This window comes from Roseinatronobacter thiooxidans, from assembly GCF_001870675.1.
Taxonomy (GTDB): domain Bacteria; phylum Pseudomonadota; class Alphaproteobacteria; order Rhodobacterales; family Rhodobacteraceae; genus Roseinatronobacter; species Roseinatronobacter thiooxidans.
Window position 1 is genome coordinate 25015 of the sequence record NZ_MEHT01000044.1, and the last position, 18778, is coordinate 43792.

Sequence of the window (18778 nt, forward strand, 5' to 3'; positions counted from 1 at the left end):
TGCATTAGCCTTGGGGGCATGCAACGTCAACCAAAGGCCCCGCGCCCATGACGCAAGACCCACGCGACATGTCCCCTTTCAACCCTTTGCCCTGTGCGGTCTGGGTGCTGGTTCTGGCCATCGCAGGGGTGGAGCTGGTGTTATGGGCGGGCGCGCATGGGCTGGTCAACTGGACCGGCAGTGCGGAATGGCGCGCGCAGGCACTGGTGGCCTTTGGCATCAGCCCGGAATTGCAGGGCTGGATGCTGGAGTCGCGCCAAGCGCCGCCGGAACACCTGCTGCGCTATCTGGGCTATGGTTTCGTGCATCTTGGGCCATTGCAGGCGGGGCTGGTGGTGGTGATTACTGCTGCCCTTGGCAAATACTGCGCCGAGGCGCTGGGGTCTTGGCGGGTGCTACTGGTGCTGGCGCTGGCGCAAGCCATGGGCGGCTTCGCCTTCGGTCTGATCGCACAACCAGGGACATGGTTAATCGGGGGCTATCCGCTGATCTTTGCGCTGGCGGGCTGTTATGCAGGGCTGGTCTGGGCCAGTGCGGATGCGCGCGGCGCGCGCATCAAGGCGCTTGCACTGGTCGGGGTCTTGCTGTCAGGCCGTCTGGCGCTGGCAGCCTTTCTGGGGGGCGGTGCAGACTGGGTGGCCGATCTGGTGGCCTGTGTTGCGGGCTGCGCACTCGGCCACATGCTGCGCCCCGGTCTGGTCGCGCGCCTAAGACGCGTCTGAGCGACGCGCGCGGCTGACCGAGGCGCGCAATTCGCCAAGGCTGAACGCGCCAATCACCTGGGCAACGGTGAAATAGACAGCACCACCGCCCAGAATCAAAGCCAGCAAGGCCAGATAGCGCTTGCCCGATTGCATCAGCCAGTCCGCAAGCAAAATGTTCAGCCCGTATAGCGCCAGCCCCATTGCCAAAGCCGCAACCACAATGCGCCACAACCGCCGTTGCATCTGCGCGTCCAACTGCGCCGCCTGCCCCATCCCGCGCGAGCCATACCAAAGCTGCACAACCATCACCCAAGCCGCCAGCGTCGTAGCCAGCGCCGCGGCCGCAAAGCCCAGGACGGGCATCAGCCCCACCGCGATTGCCGCATTCACAAACATAGACACCACTGCATATTGAAAGGGGCGTTTGGTGTCGTGGCGCGCATAATATAGCGGTTGCAGCACTTTATGCAGAACGAATGCAGGCAGGCCCAAAGCATAGATCGCCAATGCCAGCGCCGTGGCGGCCGTGTCCGCCTCTGTCCAGGCACCGCGCCCATAAAGAACCGACACAATCGGCGCGGCAATGACAACCAGTGCCACCGCAGAGGGCAGTGTCAGAAACAGCGAAAACTCCAACCCGCGATTGAAGCTGTGCTGCCCCGCGCCTTCGTCACCTGCGCGCAGGCGGCGCGACAGTTCAGGCAGCAGAACCACGCCTACAGCAATGCCCACAACCCCCAGCGGCAGTTGATACAGCCTGTCCGCATAAGACAGCCACGACACGGCATTTTCCGTGAAACTTGCCACCTGCCGCCCCACGATCAGGTTGATCTGCACCACCCCGCCCGCCAGCACGGCAGGTGCCGCAATGATGGCCAGCCGCTTCAGTTCCGGCGTCAGCCTTGGGCGGCGGAAGCGCATGGCAAACCCCGCGCGCCGAACCGCAATCCACAGCATTGCAAGCTGTGCCACCCCTGCAACGGGCACCGCATAGGACAAAGTCAGCCCCATCGGCCAGCCCGCGCGGTCAGCCAAGATCATGGCGCAGACAAACACCACATTCAGCAACACAGGTGCTGCGGCGGCGGCAGTAAAGCGGCCCACCGCATTCAGCATGCCCGACAAAAGCGCCACAAGCGAGATGAAGAAGATATAGGGAAACGCCACGCGCCCGAAAACCACGGCCATGTCAAAGCGTTCATCGCGCGCAAATCCCGCAGCCATGCCCCAGACCAGAAACGGCATGGCAATCACCGCAAGGGTCGAGAAGACCAGCAACACCGCCGCCATGCCCCAGAACGCATCGCGCGCGAAACTCTCGGCATCTTCGCCCGCTTCGTGTTTTTTGGCGAATAGCGGCACAAAGGCAAAGTTGAACGCCCCTTCGGCAAAGAACCGGCGGAACATATTGGGCAGCGAGAAGGCCACGAAGAACGCATCTGTCACTGGCCCTGCGCCCAAATATGACGCCATCATTACATCGCGCACAAACCCGAACACCCGGCTAAGCAGCGTCCACAGCCCGACCGTCAGGAACCCCGCCACCAACCGGATGCGTGCCATCAGTCCTGCTTTCCCGAACGGGCGGGACGCCATGCCATGCCCATATACCCCTCGCCTGCGCGCAGTTCCGCCAGCATTTCGGCAATGCGTTTGCTGCGCGTTTCAGCGCGCTTGGCCGCATTTATCCAGATCAGCCAGTCATTGCGCTGGTAAGGCGGGCGCGCATCATAGGCGGCGCGCAATGCCTGCGCCTCCAGTGCCTCGGCCACATCCTGCGGCATGGGTTCGCGGGGACGCGCCATCAGCTGACGGCCCGTTCAGCACCGGCTGCGATGGCGGCACGCAACTTGCGCTCCAGCGCGTCTTGCTTGGGTCTTGCGTGCAGTTTCAAACCGAACATGTCTTTCACATAAAATGTATCGACGGCCTGCACGCCATAGGTGGCAATAACCGCGCTGGCAATATAGATATTGGCATCCGCCAATGTGCGCGCCAGATCAAATAGCAGGCCCGGCCTGTCGCGTGTGTCAACTTCGATAATTGTATATATTTCAGAGCCTTCGTTGTCGAAGCTAATGTTCGTTGGCACACGGAAGGCGCGTTCGCGTTTCTTGACCTTGTCACGATCTGCCAGCGCTTCGCCCGCGACAACCTCGCCCGCAAGTGTTCTCTCGATCATCTTGCGCAGGCGTGGCAGGCGGGCCGAGTCGTAAGGGTGCCCATCGGCATCCTGAATCCAGAACACCGCTGTGGCATAGCCGTCTTTGGTGGTATAGGTGCGCGCATCGACAATATTCGCCCCCACCAGCGCCAGCGCACCTGCAAACCGCGCAAAAATGCCGGGATGGTCGGACAGGACAAAGCAGGTGCGGGTTGCATCGCGGTCAGGGTCGGGGTGCAGATCGACACGGATTTCATCAGCCCCCACGCCTTGCAGCATTCGCGCAAAAATAAGGTGGGTATCGGTTGGCAAGCCTTGCCAGTAAGGCGGGTAATGGCGGGCAATTTCGGCTCGCAGATCGGCGCGCGGCCAGCCTTCAAGCGCCTCGCGCAGGGCACGTTTGGCTTCATCCGCGCGGTTCTCGCGGTTGATCGCCTCTAGCCCGTTTTCAAGCGCATTGGCAGTTTCGCGGTAAAGCGTCCGCAACAGCTGCGCTTTCCAGTTGTTCCAAGTGCCCGGCCCCACGCCGCGAATGTCGCAAACCGTCAGCACAGTCAGCAGATCCAGCCTTTCGCGGGTTTTCACCAGTTTGGCGAAATCGCGCACAGTGCGCGGGTCTGAAATGTCGCGCTTCTGCGCTGTGTCGGCCATCAGCAGGTGATAGCGCACCAACCATTCGACAGTTTCGCATTCCACTTTCTTCAAGCCCAGACGCGGGGCCACACGCCGCGCGATCTGTGCGCCCAAAACCGAGTGATCTTCTGGCCGCCCCTTTCCAATGTCATGCAGCAGCATCGCCACATACAGCACGCGCCGGTTGATACCCTGTTCCAGAATGCGCGAGACGACAGGCAGTTCTTCGCGCAACTCCTTACGCTCGATCTGGGAGAGGTGACTGATACACTGGATCGTATGCTCATCGACAGTGTAATGGTGATACACGTTGAACTGCATCATCGCCACGATCGGCTCGAACTCGGGGATCAGAGCGCCCAGAACACCCAGTTCATTCATCCGCCGCAAGGCCCGTTCGGGGTTGGCGTGCTTCAGCAGCATCCGCAGAAAAATCTTTTTAGCTTCTAGGGTTGTGCGCACATTTTCATCTATCAGATGAAGATTGGCCGCGACCAGCCGCATGGCATTCGGATGCAGCAGAAACCCTGTGACCAATCCTTCTTCAAACAGGCGCAACAGGTTCAGCGGGTCCGCGATAAAGGTTTGCGCGTCTTCTATGTCCAGCCGGTTCTGCACCACTTTCAGGCCATAGCGCATGGTTTTGCGCCGGTTAAAGAAATGCCGCAACAAGGGTTCGCGCTTGACATGGCGCGCTTCCAGCTCGGTCAGGAAAATGCGCGTCAGATCACCCACATGGGTGGCATGGCGGAAATAGTCCTGCATGAAATGCTCGACCCCGCGCCGCCCGCCGTGATCGCTATAGCCCATGCGTTCGGCAACGCCGACTTGCAGATCGAAAGTCAACTGCTCGACCGGGCGACCCGCAAGATGGTGCAGATGACAGCGCACCGCCCAAAGGAAGGTTTCAGCCGCGCGAAATGTCTCGTATTCCTCGGCCCTGAAGAAGCCAAGCCCCACCAGTTCTTCGGCCTGATCCACCTCGTGGATGTATTTTGCAATCCAGTAAAGTGTTTGCAGGTCGCGCAGCCCGCCCTTGCCCTCTTTGACATTCGGCTCCAGCATGTAGCGTTGGTTGCCGATCTTGCTGTGGCGCTCCGCGCGCTCGGCCAGTTTCGCCTCGACGAAATCAGCATGGGTTTTGGCGAACAGCTCAGTCCACAGGCGTGCGCGCAAGGTCTGGGCCAGTTCGGCATTCCCACACAGAAAACGCTGTTCCAGCAAAGCGGTGCGAATGGTCACATCCTCGCGCCCCAGCCGCAAACATTCATTCACAGTGCGGCTGGCATGGCCCACTTTCAGGCGCATATCCCACAGCACATATAAGGTCGATTCGATGACTTTCTCGACCCAGCCTGTCACTTTCCACGGCACCAGAAACAACAGGTCAATGTCGGAATGCGGCGCCATCTCGGCGCGGCCATAGCCGCCCACAGCCAGCACCGCGATCCGTTCGCCCTCGGACGGGGTAGGGTTGGGATGCAGCCGTGTTTGCACCAGATCCAGCACCATTTTCACGATTTCATCGGTCAGCCAGCTATTGGTCAAAACGAAAGACCGCGCATCCCGCGGATGTTGCGCGAACAGCGCCTCTAGGCGCTGCGCGGCATCTTTCAGCGCGGCTTTCAACTCGACCACGATGGCGCTGCGCAGCAGTTTGCCATCGCAGCTGTCGGCTGCGTCCAGTGCGCTGTCTACCCGCGCGCGCAGGCCCGCCAGATCGAGCAGGTCTTCGCGTGGGAATAACGCAGGCGCATCGCGCCCCTGCCTTGGCTGCGGTGTCGTGTGATGCGGCCCGACTGTCACATGTGGTGCGTTCAGGATCCACCCCCTGCGAAACTGCGCGGCGCGGGGCTAAGAACAGACACGCGCTGGTTGCGGATTTCGGCAATCGCCAAGCCACGCTCGTTGCTGCCATCGGCCCGCAGCCGGAAAACCCCGGTCACACCGGCAAAGCCCGACCCTTGCGTGAGTGAGGCGGCAGAGAATGGCGCATTTCCCCCACGGCTTGCAAGCGCACCCACAGCAGCGATCCCGTCATATGCAAGCGCTGCAACCGCATTTGGGGTTGCGCCATAGGCGGCGCGGTAGCGCGATTCGAATTGCGCGGTCAGTGCGGGATCGGGCAGTGCAAACCAGCCCCCTTGCAAGCCACTAAGCTGCAAGGTCGCAGGCGGAATGTCCCAGCGCGTCAGCCCCATATACTGAAAACTGCTGGGCGAAATTCCGTTTTGTGGCAGCAACTCTGCCAGAAGCGGCAACGCGCCAGCAGAATTTGCAGTCAGGAAAACGCTTTGCGCACCAGACGACCGCGCGGCCGATGAAATGCGCGGCAAGGCATCGACAATGCCCTGTTGGGAAAAGGCATAGGATTCAGAGGCAACAATGCTTGCGCCCGTGCGTTGCGCCGCGCTTTGCATCGCGCGCGCGGCAATCTCGCCTGCCTGACTTTGCTCTGACAGGATCATCACCCGCCCCTTGCCCTGCGCTGCAGCATAGCTCAACAGCCGCATGGCCGTCGGCTCGAACATAGGTCCAAGCAGAAAGACATTGCCGCCCGCAACATCGGGGTTGTTGGAGAAACTCAGCACATTGACCCCTGCCTGCGCGGCAACAGGGCCAACGGCCCGCGCCGAGGCCCCAAACAGCGGGCCGACGATAATCTGCGCCCCGTCATTGACCGCGCGCGCTGCCAGGGATGCCGCACGCTCTGCCGAACCGCCCGTCTGATAAATGCGCAGGTCAATCTCGACCCCCCGCAAATCCGCGACCGCAAGCCGGGCCGCGTTTTCAAGATTGCGCGCAAGGGTGTTGCGCTCCTCGTCATTGCCCCCGCCCGGCAGCATCAGCGCGACCGCCACAGGGCGCGACGGGTCTGCAGCAGGTGCGCCACCCATTGCGCCAATCGCGGGAACATCGCAGGCCGCAACTGCCATGGTGGCCGCCGCAGATAACAGAAGCGAGCGCCTTGACAGGCCTGTACTTTCGCTGGTTTGGGACAGAATACGCATCTCACCTCCACTACAAACTTGAATGAACACCCATTGGGTTGCACATTAAGCAAGGGTGCGCTTGAAGTAAACGCTCTCGATACACACAGCCGCCAAAGCGGCAAAGACCTGAAATGAACCCGCCATGCCCGAAGACGAAGACGACATCCTGCCCCAGCTGGCGGATGACCAGCCTGCGGCAAATTTTGCGCCTGCCCTGTATCTGATTGCAACGCCAATCGGGGCGGCACGCGACATCACATTGCGCGCGCTGGATCTGCTGAAAGGATGCGAAATTCTGGTGGCCGAGGACACGCGCAGCCTGCGCAGGCTGATGGAAATTCACGGCATCGCGCTGAACGGGCGCAAGGTGCTGGCCTATCACGACCATAACGGGGCGCAGATGCGCCCCCGCCTGCTTGCGGCGCTGCAACAAGGCAAATCCGTGCTCTATGCCTCCGAGGCGGGCACGCCCTTGGTGGCGGACCCCGGATTTCAACTTGCGCGTTCTGTCATCTCCGAAGGGCTAAGCGTGATCGCAGCCCCCGGCCCGTCTGCCATGCTCGCCGCATTGACGGTGGCAGGGCTGCCCAGCGACCGCTTTTGCTTCATGGGGTTTGCCCCCGCACAGGCAGGGGCCAGACGCAAATTTCTGGAAGAAGCCGCAAAAATTCCCGCAACGCTGATTTTTTATGAATCGCCCAAACGCGTTCATAGATTCTTAATTGAATTATGCGAGATATTGGGCAAGGACCGAGATGCAGCCTTGTGTCGGGAATTGACGAAAAAGCACGAAGAAATCGTGCGGATGCCTTTGGGCGACATGGCAGAAAGCCTTTCAGACAGAACATTGCGCGGTGAAATCGTGCTGGTTGTGGATCGGGGTGAAAAGCAGGTGGCAGATCAGCAGACGCTGGATGAGGCTTTGAAGATTGCATTGGACCAGATGCGCCTGAAAGATGCCGTGGCGCAGGTCGCAACCGAACTCGATCTTCCCCGCAGGCAGGTTTATCAGGCCGCTCTGGCATTGGATAAAGGACAACAGGAATGAGACAGGAACGGAATTACCACGCGGGGCTGGCGGCCGAAACGTCGGTCCTGCGCCAGTATCTTGCAGCAGGATATGCACTACTGGCCCAACGGTTTCGCGGGGACCAAGGCGAGATAGACCTTATCTTGCAACGTGGCGACGATGTGATCTTTGTGGAGGTCAAGAAAAGTCGCACATTTGAAGCCGCCGCATTGCGGCTGGGGTCGCGGCAGATTGCACGCATCCTAGACACGGCCAGCGAGTTTCTGGGCACACAACCGCGCGGCCAGCTGACACCCACACGCTTTGACGTGGCGCTTGTGAACTCGGTTGGGGAAGTGACGGTACTGGAAAACGCATTGGCGCCGTAAAGCCTGGACCCCATTGCAACCACGCGCTGCATCCGTCATCTAGAACAGGGCGGGCCAAACAGGGCCCCAAAGGATGACAAGAGGATCACATGGTGTTGCGTGTTGCCTTTCAGATGGACCCGATAGACGCTGTCGATATTGACGGTGACAGCAGCTTCCGCATTGCGCTGGAAGCGCAAGAGCGTGGGCACGAACTGTTTGTCTATACCCCCGACAAGCTGATCTTCCGCGAAGGCCGCGTGATGGCTTTGGCGCGGTCTGTGACCTTGCAGAAAGTGAAAGGCGCGCATGTCACTTTTGGGCCGGAAGACATGCTTGATCTGGCCGAAATCGATGTGGTCTGGCTGCGCCAAGACCCGCCTTTTGATATGGGCTACATTACCACAACGCATTTGCTGGACATGATCCACCCCAAGACTTTGGTGGTGAATGATCCGTTCTGGGTGCGCAATTACCCCGAAAAACTTCTTGTCCTGCAATTCCCCGATCTGACCCCGCCCACGATGATCGCGCGCGATCTGGCGACAATCCGCACCTTCAAGGCCGAACATGGCGATGTGATCCTGAAGCCGCTTTATGGCAATGGCGGTGCCGGTGTGTTCCGGCTGGACCCGAATGACCGCAACCTTGCCTCGTTGCATGAATTGTTCACAGGCATCAACCGAGAGCCGCTGATCGTGCAGAAATACCTGCCTGCGGTCGCCAAGGGCGACAAGCGCATCATTCTGGTCGATGGCGTGGCCATCGGGGCGATCAACCGCGTCCCTGCTGCGGGCGAGACGCGCTCGAACATGCATGTGGGCGGGCGGCCAGAGGCGGTGAAACTGACCGCGCGCGATGAAGAGATTTGCGCCGCTATCGGCCCGCTCTTGCGTGAGAAGGGCCAGATTTTCGTAGGCATTGACGTGATTGGCGACTACCTGACCGAGATCAATCTGACCTCGCCCACAGGGTTGCAGGAACTGGAGCGGTTTGACGGGGTGAATGGCGCGCGGCTGATCTGGGAAGCCATCGAGGCGCGCCGCGCCACATGAGCTGGCAGCTCAAGGCCCTGCGTGTGGTGATGCGCTACGCTGTCCGCCGGTCATTGGGGCGGCAACGCGACAGCATCGCAGCCCGCGCGTGGTTCGAGCGCGGCGCTTGGCTGAATGCGCGCGGGCGGCCTTATAAGCGCTTCACGTCTGACAGGCTGCACTGCGACGGGCACGACGTGCCCGCATTATGGACTGCCCTGCCCGCCCCTGAACAGCCCTTTTTGCTATATTTCCACGGCGGCGGCTATGTGATGGGCAACCCACGGACCCATGCAGCACTTGCCACCTATCTGACGCGCAAGACCGGGCTGCAAACCTGCCTGCCCGATTACAGGCTTGCACCCGAACACCCTTTCCCTGCGGCCTTTGACGATGCGCTCTGTGTCTGGCGCGCGTTGCTGGCGCGCGGGATTGCACCCCAGTCCATTGCCCTTGGCGGCGATTCGGCAGGGGGCGGGCTGGCGCTGGCCATGCTGGGCCATCTTTGCGCCACAGGCCAACCGCGCCCGTCTTGTGTTTTCACCTTCTCGCCCTTCACCGACCTGTCATTGTCAGGCGGCACGATTACCAGCAATGCGCGCAGCGAATTGTTGCTGCCACCACAACGCCTTGAACAGTTGCGCAACCGTGTTCTGGCCGGTGCCGACCCGCGCGACCCGCGCATCTCGCCCTTGTTTGGCAGCTTCAAGGACGCGCCACCTGTGCTGATCCAAGTTGCGCGCAGCGAGATTTTGCTGGACGATTCGCGGCGCATGGCAGAGGTGCTAAAGCGTGATGGCGCAGCGGTTACAGTGCAGGAATGGGGCAATCTGCCCCATGTCTGGCAGTTTTTTCACGGCTGGTTGCCAGAGGCCCGCAAGGCCCTGACTGACGCAGCCACCTTTATCCGGCAGCAGTATCCGCCAGCCCCAACAGGCGGTAGCTGATCGCCTCGGCCATATGGGGCGCGCGGATGTCGGCCGCCCCGTCCAGATCTGCAATCGTGCGCGCCACGCGCAACAGGCGGTGATAGCCGCGCGCGGTCAGGCCAAACCGTTCGGCGGCGCGCGTCAGCAGGGCGCGCCCTTCGGCATCGGGGGCGGCAATCTCTTCCAGCAGCGCGCCTTCCGCATCGGCATTGACGCGCACCCCCTCATAGGCCGCAAACCGTGCTGTCTGAACAGCGCGGGCTTTGGCCACACGCGCGGCGACACTGGCCGAACTGTCCCCAGAGGGCGGCAGGTCGAGGTCGGAAAAGGCCACCGGCGGTACTTCGACCCGCAGATCGAAACGGTCCATCAGCGGGCCGGAAATACGGCCCATGTAATCCTCGCCGCAGGCAGGCGCGCGGGCGCAGGCGCGGGCAGGTTCGGACAGATAGCCGCATTTGCAGGGATTTGCTGCCGCAACCAGCAAGAACCGGCACGGGTAGCGAATATGCGCATTGGCCCGCGCCACCACAACTTCGCCGGTTTCAATTGGCTGGCGCAGGGTTTCCAGCACCATGCGGGGGAATTCGGGCAATTCATCCAAAAACAGCACACCATTATGCGCCAACGAAATCTCGCCCGGTTTGGCCCCTTTGCCGCCCCCCACAATCGCTGCGACCGACGCTGTGTGATGCGGTTCGCGAAACGGGCGCGCGCGAGAGATACCGCCCTGTTCCAACAGGCCAGAGATGGAATGCACCATCGATGTCTCCAATGCCTCGGCCGCGCTCAGGTCGGGCAAGATGCCGGGCATACGCGCGGCCAGCATGGATTTGCCTGATCCCGGTGTTCCGACCATCAGCATATGGTGGCGCCCCGCTGCTGCAATTTCCAAAGCGCGTTTGGCGCGCTCCTGGCCTTTCACATCGAACAGGTCGCGCGCGGCCATGTCGCGCACCACCTCTCCCGGTGCGGCGGGGGCAAGCGGGGCTTGCCCTGTATAATGGCGGATCACCTGCGCCAATGTGGCAGGGGCAAAAACGCGGGTATCCGCGACCCATGCGGCCTCTGGCCCGCAGGCGGCGGGGCAGAACAGGGTATGCGCCCCTTCGGCGGCGGTCATGGCCGCAGGCAGCGCGCCAGTGACCGCGACCAAGGCACCATCCAGCGACAATTCGCCCAAGGCGACCGTATCGGCCACGTCTTCTGCCGGTATGATCTCCAGCGCGGCCAGAAGCGACATGGCGATGGGCAGGTCGAAATGCGACCCTTCCTTGGGCATATCGGCAGGCGACAGGTTAATCGTGATCCGCTTTGACGGCAGCGCCACAGACAGCGCAGACAGCGCGGCGCGCACACGCTCTCGCGCCTCGGACACGGCTTTGTCGGGCAGGCCCACGATCTGGAACGCAGGCAGACCGGGCGACAGCGCGCATTGCACTTCGACCAAGCGCGCCTCGATCCCAACGAATGCTACAGTCAACGCCCGAGCGACCATCTTGCGTCCCACTAAACCCGAACACATGGTTAACGCATCAACCCTTTCAAAAGGGTTAACGACTACATCTGGGTGCCCCACAAAAGAAAAACACATCGCATGTGAACCAATCGGCGTTTTGCTGCGTAGACAAGACAAACAAACCTGCAGGGGAAAAAATATGGCACTGGATTTTTCCGACGACCGCAGAATGTCACGCAAAGCCATGAAAGCGGAGTTACTGGACGCCGAGACAGAGCTGACACTGGCACGCGCATGGCGCGACCACCGCGATGAACAAGCGCTCCACAGGTTGATCAACGCATATATGCGTCTTGCCATTTCGATGGCGGGCAAGTTCCGCCGCTATGGCGCGCCGATGAATGACCTTATTCAGGAAGCGGGTTTGGGGCTGATGAAAGCCGCCGAGAAATTCGACCCAGAGCGCGGCGTGCGGTTTTCAACCTACGCCGTTTGGTGGATCAGGGCCAGTATTCAGGACTATGTGATGCGCAACTGGTCGATGGTACGCACCGGGTCCACCTCCAGCCAGAAAACGCTGTTTTTCAACCTGCGCCGTGTGCAGGCCAAATTTGAACGCGAAGCAATGGCGCGGGGCGAACGTTTGGACCCGCACCAGCTGCGCGAGATGATCTCGCGCGAAGTGGGCGTGCCGTTGCACGATGTCGAAATGATGGAAGGGCGGTTGTCGGGTTCCGATTTCTCGCTCAACGCCATGCAATCGTCAGATGAAGACGGGCGCGAATGGATTGACGCGCTGGAAGACGACTCGCCACAGGCTGGCGCGGAAGTTGAACAAGCCCATGATACCGCGCAACTGCGCGACTGGCTGATGGTGGCGATGAACGGCCTGAGTGACCGCGAGCGTTTCATCGTGCGCGAACGCAAATTGCGCGAAGAGCCGCGCACATTGGAATCGCTGGGCGAGGAATTGGGCTTGTCCAAGGAACGCATCCGTCAGGTCGAGGCGGCCGCCTTCCAGAAGATGCGCAAAAGCCTTGAGACGCAATCGAAGGAAGTGTTCCACTTTCTCGCATGAAGCATATTTTTGCCTGTGCCGCGCTGGCAGCATTGCCAGCCCATGCCGATATGATCGCGGGCGATCATATCGGCAATTTGCCACCCGCCGATGTCGTCTTTCTGGGCGAGGTGCATGACAACCCCGCGCATCACGACATTCAGGCGCAGGCGATAGCTGCGATTGGCCCCAAAGCACTGGTGTTTGAAATGCTGACGGCCCAGCAGGCTGCGGCCATGCCGGACAGCCTGCCCCTGAAGGATGATTTGCGCATACTTCTGGATTGGGACAGTTCCGGCTGGCCCGATTTCGCCATGTATTACCCGTTATTCACGGCAGCCCCCGATGCGGCCGTGTTCGGCGCAGGCTTGCCCCGAGATGTGGCGCGCGCGGCAATGGGTCAACCGCTGGATCAGGTGTTTGCAGGCGATGCCGCGCGGTTCGGGCTGACCGCCGATTTGCCGGCAGATCAGCAAGAGGCCCGCGAGGAATTGCAGGCGCGCGCGCATTGCGATGCGCTGCCGCAAGACCTGCTGCCCGCCATGGTGGCCATACAGCGCCTGCGCGATGCGATGCTGGCCGACGCGGCCCTGCGCGCGGTTGAACAGACCGGCGGCCCTGTGGTTGTCATAACCGGAACAGGGCATGCGCGCACAGATTGGGGCGCGCCGCATCTTCTGGCGCAGGCCGCGCCGGACCTGGGCATCCTGTCGGTCGGACAGTTTGAAATCGCGGTCGAAGACACACCGCCTTATGACTACTGGACGGTCACCGACCCCCACCCCCGCCCCGACCCTTGCGCGGCGTTTCGCTAACTGCACTGGGGCTTTTGTTTCCTGCGCCAAGCGCGTAAGTCTTGGGCGAAGTTCATCATGCAAGAGGCAGTGCCATGCTGGCCGGAAAACGCGTCACGCTGATTATTGGTGGGGGGATTGCGGCATATAAATGCCTTGATCTGATCCGCCAGTTGCGCCGTGCAGGGGCCGAGGTGATCCCTGTCATAACGCGCGCGGGCACAGAATTCGTGACGCCGCTTTCAGTGGCGGCCTTGGCGGGAACACAGGTGTATCAGAACCTCTTTGACCTGAAGGATGAGGCAGAGATGGGCCATATCCAACTGTCGCGCGCCGCTGACCTGCTGGTGGTTGCCCCCGCAACTGCGGATATGATGGCGAAAATGGCAGGCGGTCATGCCGATGATCTGGCGACAACGCTGCTTCTGGCCACAGACAAACCCGTCCTGATTGCACCGGCCATGAACCTGCGCATGTGGACCCATGCGGCCACGCAGCGCAATCTGGCGCAGTTGCGCGCCGATGGGGTGGCGGTTGTTGGCCCCAATAGCGGCGATATGGCATGCGGCGAATATGGGCCGGGGCGGATGGCGGAACCTGACGAGATTTTGGCCGCCATCGCTGCGCGCCTTGGGACAGGGCCGCTGGCAGGCAAGCGCGTGCTGGTCACATCTGGCCCGACACATGAACCGATTGACCCCGTGCGCTACATCGCCAACCGGTCATCAGGGGCGCAGGGTACGGCCTTGGCCGCAGCACTGCGCGATCTGGGGGCAGAGGTGGTGTTTGTGACTGGTCCCGCCACAGTGCCCCCGCCGGACGGTGTGCACCTGCACCGCGTTGAAACCGCAGGCGAGATGTTATTGGCGGTCGAAGCGGCATTGCCTGTCGATGCTGCCGTGTTTGCGGCGGCGGTGGCCGATTGGCGGGTGGAAAACGATGTCGCGCAGAAGATCAAGAAAAACGCGCACGCCCTTCCAGAAATAAAACTTTCTGAAAACCCTGACATTCTGAAAACTGTTTGCGCCCATGCCAAGCGGCCAAGACTGGTTGTGGGCTTCGCCGCAGAGACAGAAAATGTCATCGCCCATGCCACCGCAAAGCGGCAGCGCAAAGGGTGCGACTGGATCGTGGCCAATGACGTCTCGCCCGCGACGGGCATCATGGGCGGTGCCAACAACACTGTGCACCTGATTTCCGAGGCAGGACACGAAGATTGGCCCTCGCTGCCCAAACAGGAAGTCGCGCGCAGGCTTGCCGCGCGCATTGCCGAGGCTTTGGCATGAGCGTGATCGTGAACTTCCTGCGCCTGCCCGACAGTGACCCGGCAGTGCCCTTGCCCGAATATGCCACTGCGGGGGCTGCGGGCGCGGATATCCGCGCCAATCTGCCGCGAGAGACGCGCATTGACGGCATGACAATTGCGCCAATGGGGCGTGTCGTGGTGCCCACAGGGCTGGCGGTCGAGATTCCGCACGGGTTCGAGATGCAGATCCGCGCGCGCTCTGGTCTGGCGTTGCGCGACGGGATTGCCCTGCCCAACGCGCCTGCCACTATAGACAGCGACTATCGCGGCCCCATCGGGGTGATCCTGATCAATCTGGGCGCAGAGCCGTTTTTGGTGGAACATGGCGCGCGGATTGCGCAAATCATTATCGCCCCTGTCGTGCAGGCCAGATTTCAGGTGGTGGGCACACTGGACGAGACGCCGCGCGGTACAGGCGGCTACGGCTCTACAGGGTTGAAATAAATGGGGTTTGTTCTGTTTCTGATGGCCGCGCTTTGGGCGCTGGGCTGGGTGATGAAAACGCCTGTGCGCGCGCGTCTGGTCATGATCGGATTGGTTTATGTCGCGGTGGTACTGGCGCAGCTGGTCTTGCCAGAAAGCGCCGAGATCCGACAGGCGACAGGCGGCGATGCGCGGCCATGGCTGGTTCTGGGCGGTGTGGCAGGTCTGGGCTACGGCTATTCGCATTTTGTAGCACGTCTGCGCAGGCGCACGGCACAGGCCCCAGCGTCGGCCACAGCGGCGCCAACCGCCTTTCGAGAGGCAGAGTTGAACCGCTATGCCCGCCACATCATCCTGCGCGAAATCGGCGGAACTGGGCAGCGGAAACTGAAGGCCGCAAAGGTGCTGGTGATCGGCGCGGGGGGCTTGGGCTCTCCGGCTTTGCTGTATCTGGCCGCCTCTGGTGTGGGTACGATTGGGGTTATTGACGATGATCTGGTCGATGGGTCAAACCTGCAACGCCAGATCATCCACCGGGATGAGACGATCGACACGCCCAAGGTCTTTTCTGCGCAATCGGCGATGATGGCGCTGAACCCGTTTATCACAGTGCGCCCCTATCAGCGCAGACTGACGCCAGAAATTGCGGCGGACTTGTTTGCCGAATATGATCTTATCCTAGATGGGACTGATAATTTCGACACGCGCTATCTGGTCAACCGCGCCGCTGTCGCGGCAGGCACGCCCCTGATTTCAGCAGCGATCACACAGTGGGAAGGGCAGATCAGCCTATATGACCCCGCAAATAATGCCCCTTGTTTCGAGTGCCTGTTTCCAAACCGCCCTGCCCCCGGTCTGGCCCCGTCTTGCGCTGAAGCGGGTGTAATTTCACCCCTGCCCGGTGTGCTGGGCGCGATGATGGCGCTAGAGGCGATCAAGGAAATTACGGGTGCAGGCACAGGGCTGCGGGGGCGCTTGCTGATATATGACGCGCTCTATGCAGAAACGCGCAGCGTGAGGATCACGCGGCGCGCAGAGTGCAATTGCTGTCAGAAAAAGGTCGATCACCCCGAGGCTACCCCGATCGAATAATTCGGGGGGCGTGCGGGGGGCTGCCTTCAGGCAGGTTCTATCCGGTAGCTTTCGATCACGGTATTTGCCAGCAGCTTGTCGCACATGTTGCGCGCCTGCTCGTTGGCTTTATCCGCGTCCCCTTCGGTCAGGTCCAGTTCGATCATCTTGCCCTGACGCACGCCATTCACCCCCTCAAAGCCCAATGCCGCCAAGGCGTGGCGGATCGCCTCGCCCTGCGGGTCCAATACACCGGGTTTCAGGGTTACAAATACACGCAGTTTCATGGGTACGCCTCTCAATTCATCAACTTGGGTTTTACAATAGGGGTGGGCGATTTGGGCATAACCCCCAAACGGCGCGCAACTTCGGAATAGGCATCTGTCAGGCTGCCAAGGTCGCGGCGGAACACATCCTTGTCCAGCTTCTGGCCGGTTTTCATGTCCCACAGGCGACACGAATCGGGGCTGATTTCATCTGCCACGATCAGGCGCTGCATCTCGCCGTCAAACTGGCGGCCAATCTCGATCTTGAAATCGACCAGCTTGATTCCCACAGCCATCATCACGCCCGACATGAAATCGTTGACGCGCACGGCCAGACCGACCATGTCGTCCAGATCCTGATGGCTGGCCCAGTTGAAGGCAAGAATCTGGTCTTCGGTCACCAGCGGGTCGCCAAGCGCGTCATCCTTGAAATAAAATTCAATGATTGGGCGCGGCAGCGGCGTGCCTTCCTCAATCCCCAGACGCTTGGACATTGATCCCGCAGCGATATTGCGCACCACCACTTCCAGCGGAATAATCTCGACTGCGCGGATCAGTTGCTCGCGCATGTTGATGCGCTTCAAGAAATGCGTTGGCACGCCGATCTGGCCAAGGCCGGTCATGAAGAATTCGGAAAGCAGGTTGTTCAACACGCCCTTGCCTTCGATCACGTCACGCTTCTCGGCATTGAAGGCGGTGGCATCATCCTTGAAATACTGCACCATCGTCCCCGGCTCTGGGCCTTCATACAGGATCTTGGCTTTGCCTTCGTAAATTTTGGTGCGGCGTGCCATCAAGCTCTCCGGTTCTGCTGGGGGTGACGCAATGCTGTGCTGCCCTATAGCCCAGCCGTGTCAACACCGCAAGGACAGCTGTTTGCATGCGGGAGGCGGGATTTAACCTTGCAGCGCAGGGCGGCAAGGGCCATATTTCAACAAACCTTTTGACCATAGCGAGGCAGGATATGAGCACCTTCAACGAGCGTGAACGCGCATTCGAAAACAAATATGCCCATGATCAGGAAATGATGTTCAAGGCAGTTGCGCGCCGCAACAAGAAACTTGGCCTTTGGGCCGCGGGCCTGTTGGGCAAAACCGCGCAAGATGCAGAAGATTACGCGATGGAGGTGATCCGCTCGGATTTTGAGGAAGCGGGGCACGAAGATGTGGTGCGCAAAGTCTCTGCCGATCTGGGCGCACATGCTGACGAGGCGTTGATCCGCGCCAAGATGGACGAATTCTTGTCCGAGGCGAAAGCGGAACTGTCCGAGGGGTGAACCTGCGGTGCTCTCGCACCATCAGACAAAACCAGCGCACTTGCGTTCGTAGATGAAGCTTTCTCATGATCCTTATGCAGAATATGAATTTGCTTCACCCTTAAGGCTGTGACAGGTAACAGGGAAATCGACGCAAGGCCGCAGCCTTGCGTTAGATGACCGTGAAAGGCATGAGATGAGCAACGCATTCACAGAACTGCTGGCACAGCGTGACTGGCTTTTGGCCGATGGCGCGACAGGAACCAATCTGTTCAATATGGGGCTGGCCTCTGGCGATGCGCCGGAATTGTGGAATGTCGATGCACAGGACAAAATCCTTACCCTCTATCGTAACGCGGTCGAGGCCGGTTCGGACCTGTTTCTGACCAATACATTCGGCGGCAATGCCAGCCGCTTGAAGTTGCATGACGCGCAAAGCCGCGTGCATGAATTGAACAAGGCCGGCGCGGAACTGGGGCGCGAGATTGCGGATAAATCCGGGCGTCGGGTGATTGTCGCAGGCTCTGTCGGGCCTACGGGTGACATAATGGCCCCGATGGGGTCGCTGACGCATGAACTGGCTGTCGAGATGTTCCACGAACAGGCCGAAGGGCTGAAGGCAGGCGGGGCGGATGTGCTATGGGTCGAGACGATCTCGGCCCCCGAAGAATACAAAGCGGCTGCCGAAGCCGCCGCTTTGGCAGGCATGCCATGGTGCGGCACGATGAGTTTCGACACGGCCGGGCGCACGATGATGGGTGTCACCTCTGCCGCGATGTCGCAGATGGTGCATAAGCTGAAACACAAGCCATTGGCATTTGGCGCAAATTGCGGGGTCGGCGCGTCTGACCTGCTGCGCACAGTGCTGGGCTTTGTCGAGGCGGACAGCGAGCTGCCCATCATCGCCAAGGGCAATGCAGGCATTCCGAAATACCATGACGGGCATATCCATTATGACGGCACGCCCGCGCTTATGGCCGATTATGCGGTGCTGGCCCGCGATTGCGGCGCGCGCATTATTGGCGGATGCTGTGGCACCATGCCCAACCACCTGCGCGCCATGCGCGAGGCGTTGGAAACCCGCGCCCCCGGCCCGCGCCCGTCGCTAGAGGCGATTACGCAGGCGCTTGGCGGGTTCTCCTCGGCGGTTGATGGCACCGAAGAGGGCGGCGACACCACAGCACGCGCCGCGCGCACAAGCGGACGGCGCCGCCGCAGCGATGCGTAACTTGACCGACGTTTCGTCATAATTCTGTGGGCACGCGTCGTCTGAACGCAGGCCCATGTCGCAATTGGGACAGTGCCATGCGGCA

General features: G+C 60.9%; 19 protein-coding genes. 12 read left to right on the forward strand and 7 right to left on the reverse strand.

The window, feature by feature from the left end; all coding sequences use genetic code 11:
• The first annotated feature begins 47 nt into the window (after positions 1–47).
• Positions 48–722: a rhomboid family intramembrane serine protease gene (locus BG455_RS12390; protein WP_084386371.1), complete on the forward strand. Its 675-nt coding sequence runs from the start codon at positions 48–50 to the stop codon at positions 720–722.
• On the opposite strand, the gene murJ is transcribed toward BG455_RS12390, so the two are convergent.
• Genes murJ through BG455_RS12410 form a run of 4 tightly spaced genes read right to left on the reverse strand, consistent with a single transcriptional unit; the run spans position 708 to position 6512 of the window.
• On the reverse strand, positions 708–2267 hold the full coding sequence (gene murJ, locus BG455_RS12395) for a murein biosynthesis integral membrane protein MurJ (RefSeq protein WP_071470321.1): 1560 nt from the start codon (positions 2265–2267) through the stop codon (positions 708–710). The two genes, BG455_RS12390 and murJ, sit on opposite strands and share 15 nt — an antisense overlap.
• Positions 2267–2509, reverse strand: coding sequence for a YdeI/OmpD-associated family protein (locus BG455_RS12400; protein ID WP_071470322.1), 243 nt, complete (start codon positions 2507–2509; stop codon positions 2267–2269). Before BG455_RS12400 ends, murJ begins: the two co-directional genes overlap by 1 nt.
• The gene (locus tag BG455_RS12405) at positions 2509–5307 is read right to left on the reverse strand and encodes a [protein-PII] uridylyltransferase (RefSeq protein ID WP_084386372.1); all 2799 of its coding nucleotides are present in this window, start codon (positions 5305–5307) and stop codon (positions 2509–2511) included. Before BG455_RS12405 ends, BG455_RS12400 begins: the two co-directional genes overlap by 1 nt.
• An 11-nt stretch (positions 5308–5318) precedes the next feature.
• Positions 5319–6512, reverse strand: coding sequence for a penicillin-binding protein activator (locus BG455_RS12410; RefSeq protein ID WP_071470323.1), 1194 nt, complete (start codon positions 6510–6512; stop codon positions 5319–5321).
• Between the two features lie 124 nt (positions 6513–6636).
• On the opposite strand from BG455_RS12410, the gene rsmI reads away from it, so the two are divergent.
• From rsmI to BG455_RS12430, 4 genes are all read left to right on the forward strand, one after another.
• Positions 6637–7542 (forward strand): 16S rRNA (cytidine(1402)-2'-O)-methyltransferase, encoded by a 906-nt coding sequence (rsmI, locus tag BG455_RS12415; RefSeq protein WP_084386374.1) that lies wholly within the window; start codon positions 6637–6639, stop codon positions 7540–7542.
• Complete coding sequence (locus BG455_RS12420) at positions 7539–7892, forward strand: YraN family protein (protein ID WP_071470324.1); 354 nt, start codon at positions 7539–7541, stop codon at positions 7890–7892. The genes rsmI and BG455_RS12420 overlap by 4 nt, the downstream gene beginning before the upstream one ends.
• Before the next feature lie 89 nt (positions 7893–7981).
• Complete coding sequence (gene gshB / locus BG455_RS12425) at positions 7982–8926, forward strand: glutathione synthase (protein ID WP_071470325.1); 945 nt, start codon at positions 7982–7984, stop codon at positions 8924–8926.
• Entirely contained in the window at positions 8923–9852 is a 930-nt protein-coding gene (locus BG455_RS12430; RefSeq protein WP_071470326.1) for an alpha/beta hydrolase, read from the forward strand. The genes gshB and BG455_RS12430 overlap by 4 nt, the downstream gene beginning before the upstream one ends.
• On the opposite strand, the gene BG455_RS12435 is transcribed toward BG455_RS12430, so the two are convergent.
• The gene (locus BG455_RS12435; RefSeq protein ID WP_071470581.1) at positions 9809–11332 is read right to left on the reverse strand and encodes a YifB family Mg chelatase-like AAA ATPase; all 1524 of its coding nucleotides are present in this window, start codon (positions 11330–11332) and stop codon (positions 9809–9811) included. The two genes, BG455_RS12430 and BG455_RS12435, sit on opposite strands and share 44 nt — an antisense overlap.
• A gap of 160 nt (positions 11333–11492) precedes the next feature.
• Here BG455_RS12435 and BG455_RS12440 point away from each other — a divergent pair, with 160 nt between their 5' ends.
• The 5 genes from BG455_RS12440 to BG455_RS12460 all read left to right on the forward strand — a co-directional run bounded on the left by BG455_RS12440 (position 11493) and on the right by BG455_RS12460 (position 15965).
• On the forward strand, positions 11493–12371 hold the full coding sequence (locus BG455_RS12440) for an RNA polymerase factor sigma-32 (protein WP_071470327.1): 879 nt from the start codon (positions 11493–11495) through the stop codon (positions 12369–12371).
• Positions 12368–13165 (forward strand): ChaN family lipoprotein, encoded by a 798-nt coding sequence (locus tag BG455_RS12445; protein WP_071470328.1) that lies wholly within the window; start codon positions 12368–12370, stop codon positions 13163–13165. The genes BG455_RS12440 and BG455_RS12445 overlap by 4 nt, the downstream gene beginning before the upstream one ends.
• A 74-nt stretch (positions 13166–13239) precedes the next feature.
• Positions 13240–14430 (forward strand): bifunctional phosphopantothenoylcysteine decarboxylase/phosphopantothenate--cysteine ligase CoaBC, encoded by a 1191-nt coding sequence (gene coaBC / locus BG455_RS12450; RefSeq protein ID WP_071470329.1) that lies wholly within the window; start codon positions 13240–13242, stop codon positions 14428–14430.
• Positions 14427–14894, forward strand: a complete 468-nt coding sequence (dut, locus tag BG455_RS12455) for a dUTP diphosphatase (protein ID WP_071470330.1) — start codon at positions 14427–14429, stop codon at positions 14892–14894. Before coaBC ends, dut begins: the two co-directional genes overlap by 4 nt.
• On the forward strand, positions 14895–15965 hold the full coding sequence (locus BG455_RS12460; protein ID WP_071470331.1) for a HesA/MoeB/ThiF family protein: 1071 nt from the start codon (positions 14895–14897) through the stop codon (positions 15963–15965).
• A 26-nt stretch (positions 15966–15991) separates the two neighbouring features.
• On the opposite strand, the gene purS is transcribed toward BG455_RS12460, so the two are convergent.
• Together purS and purC are read right to left on the reverse strand one after the other, a co-directional pair.
• Complete coding sequence (gene purS / locus BG455_RS12465) at positions 15992–16231, reverse strand: phosphoribosylformylglycinamidine synthase subunit PurS (protein WP_071470332.1); 240 nt, start codon at positions 16229–16231, stop codon at positions 15992–15994.
• Positions 16232–16242: 11 nt separating this feature from the next.
• On the reverse strand, positions 16243–17004 hold the full coding sequence (purC, locus tag BG455_RS12470) for a phosphoribosylaminoimidazolesuccinocarboxamide synthase (protein ID WP_071470333.1): 762 nt from the start codon (positions 17002–17004) through the stop codon (positions 16243–16245).
• A gap of 170 nt (positions 17005–17174) precedes the next feature.
• Here purC and BG455_RS12475 point away from each other — a divergent pair, with 170 nt between their 5' ends.
• Both BG455_RS12475 and bmt read left to right on the forward strand, forming a co-directional pair.
• A complete protein-coding gene (locus BG455_RS12475) occupies positions 17175–17486 on the forward strand; it encodes a DUF1476 domain-containing protein (protein ID WP_071470582.1) in 312 nt (103 codons plus the stop codon).
• A gap of 175 nt (positions 17487–17661) precedes the next feature.
• Positions 17662–18693, forward strand: a complete 1032-nt coding sequence (gene bmt, locus BG455_RS12480) for a betaine--homocysteine S-methyltransferase (RefSeq protein WP_071470334.1) — start codon at positions 17662–17664, stop codon at positions 18691–18693.
• Positions 18694–18778: the final 85 nt, after the last annotated feature.

Excerpts from the sequence above, each read along its gene's own strand:
- BG455_RS12390 (WP_084386371.1), top strand. The coding sequence starts at position 48 with ATGACGCAAGACCCACGCGACATGTCCCCTTTCAACCCTTTGCCCTGT.
- murJ (WP_071470321.1), bottom strand. The coding sequence starts at position 2,267 with ATGGCACGCATCCGGTTGGTGGCGGGGTTCCTGACGGTCGGGCTGTGG.
- BG455_RS12400 (WP_071470322.1), bottom strand. The coding sequence starts at position 2,509 with ATGGCGCGTCCCCGCGAACCCATGCCGCAGGATGTGGCCGAGGCACTG.
- BG455_RS12410 (WP_071470323.1), bottom strand. The coding sequence starts at position 6,512 with ATGCGTATTCTGTCCCAAACCAGCGAAAGTACAGGCCTGTCAAGGCGC.
- rsmI (WP_084386374.1), top strand. The coding sequence starts at position 6,637 with ATGCCCGAAGACGAAGACGACATCCTGCCCCAGCTGGCGGATGACCAG.
- BG455_RS12420 (WP_071470324.1), top strand. The coding sequence starts at position 7,539 with ATGAGACAGGAACGGAATTACCACGCGGGGCTGGCGGCCGAAACGTCG.
- gshB (WP_071470325.1), top strand. The coding sequence starts at position 7,982 with ATGGTGTTGCGTGTTGCCTTTCAGATGGACCCGATAGACGCTGTCGAT.
- BG455_RS12430 (WP_071470326.1), top strand. The coding sequence starts at position 8,923 with ATGAGCTGGCAGCTCAAGGCCCTGCGTGTGGTGATGCGCTACGCTGTC.
- BG455_RS12435 (WP_071470581.1), bottom strand. The coding sequence starts at position 11,332 with ATGGTCGCTCGGGCGTTGACTGTAGCATTCGTTGGGATCGAGGCGCGC.
- BG455_RS12440 (WP_071470327.1), top strand. The coding sequence starts at position 11,493 with ATGGCACTGGATTTTTCCGACGACCGCAGAATGTCACGCAAAGCCATG.
- BG455_RS12445 (WP_071470328.1), top strand. The coding sequence starts at position 12,368 with ATGAAGCATATTTTTGCCTGTGCCGCGCTGGCAGCATTGCCAGCCCAT.
- coaBC (WP_071470329.1), top strand. The coding sequence starts at position 13,240 with ATGCTGGCCGGAAAACGCGTCACGCTGATTATTGGTGGGGGGATTGCG.
- dut (WP_071470330.1), top strand. The coding sequence starts at position 14,427 with ATGAGCGTGATCGTGAACTTCCTGCGCCTGCCCGACAGTGACCCGGCA.
- BG455_RS12460 (WP_071470331.1), top strand. The coding sequence starts at position 14,895 with ATGGGGTTTGTTCTGTTTCTGATGGCCGCGCTTTGGGCGCTGGGCTGG.
- purS (WP_071470332.1), bottom strand. The coding sequence starts at position 16,231 with ATGAAACTGCGTGTATTTGTAACCCTGAAACCCGGTGTATTGGACCCG.
- purC (WP_071470333.1), bottom strand. The coding sequence starts at position 17,004 with ATGGCACGCCGCACCAAAATTTACGAAGGCAAAGCCAAGATCCTGTAT.
- BG455_RS12475 (WP_071470582.1), top strand. The coding sequence starts at position 17,175 with ATGAGCACCTTCAACGAGCGTGAACGCGCATTCGAAAACAAATATGCC.
- bmt (WP_071470334.1), top strand. The coding sequence starts at position 17,662 with ATGAGCAACGCATTCACAGAACTGCTGGCACAGCGTGACTGGCTTTTG.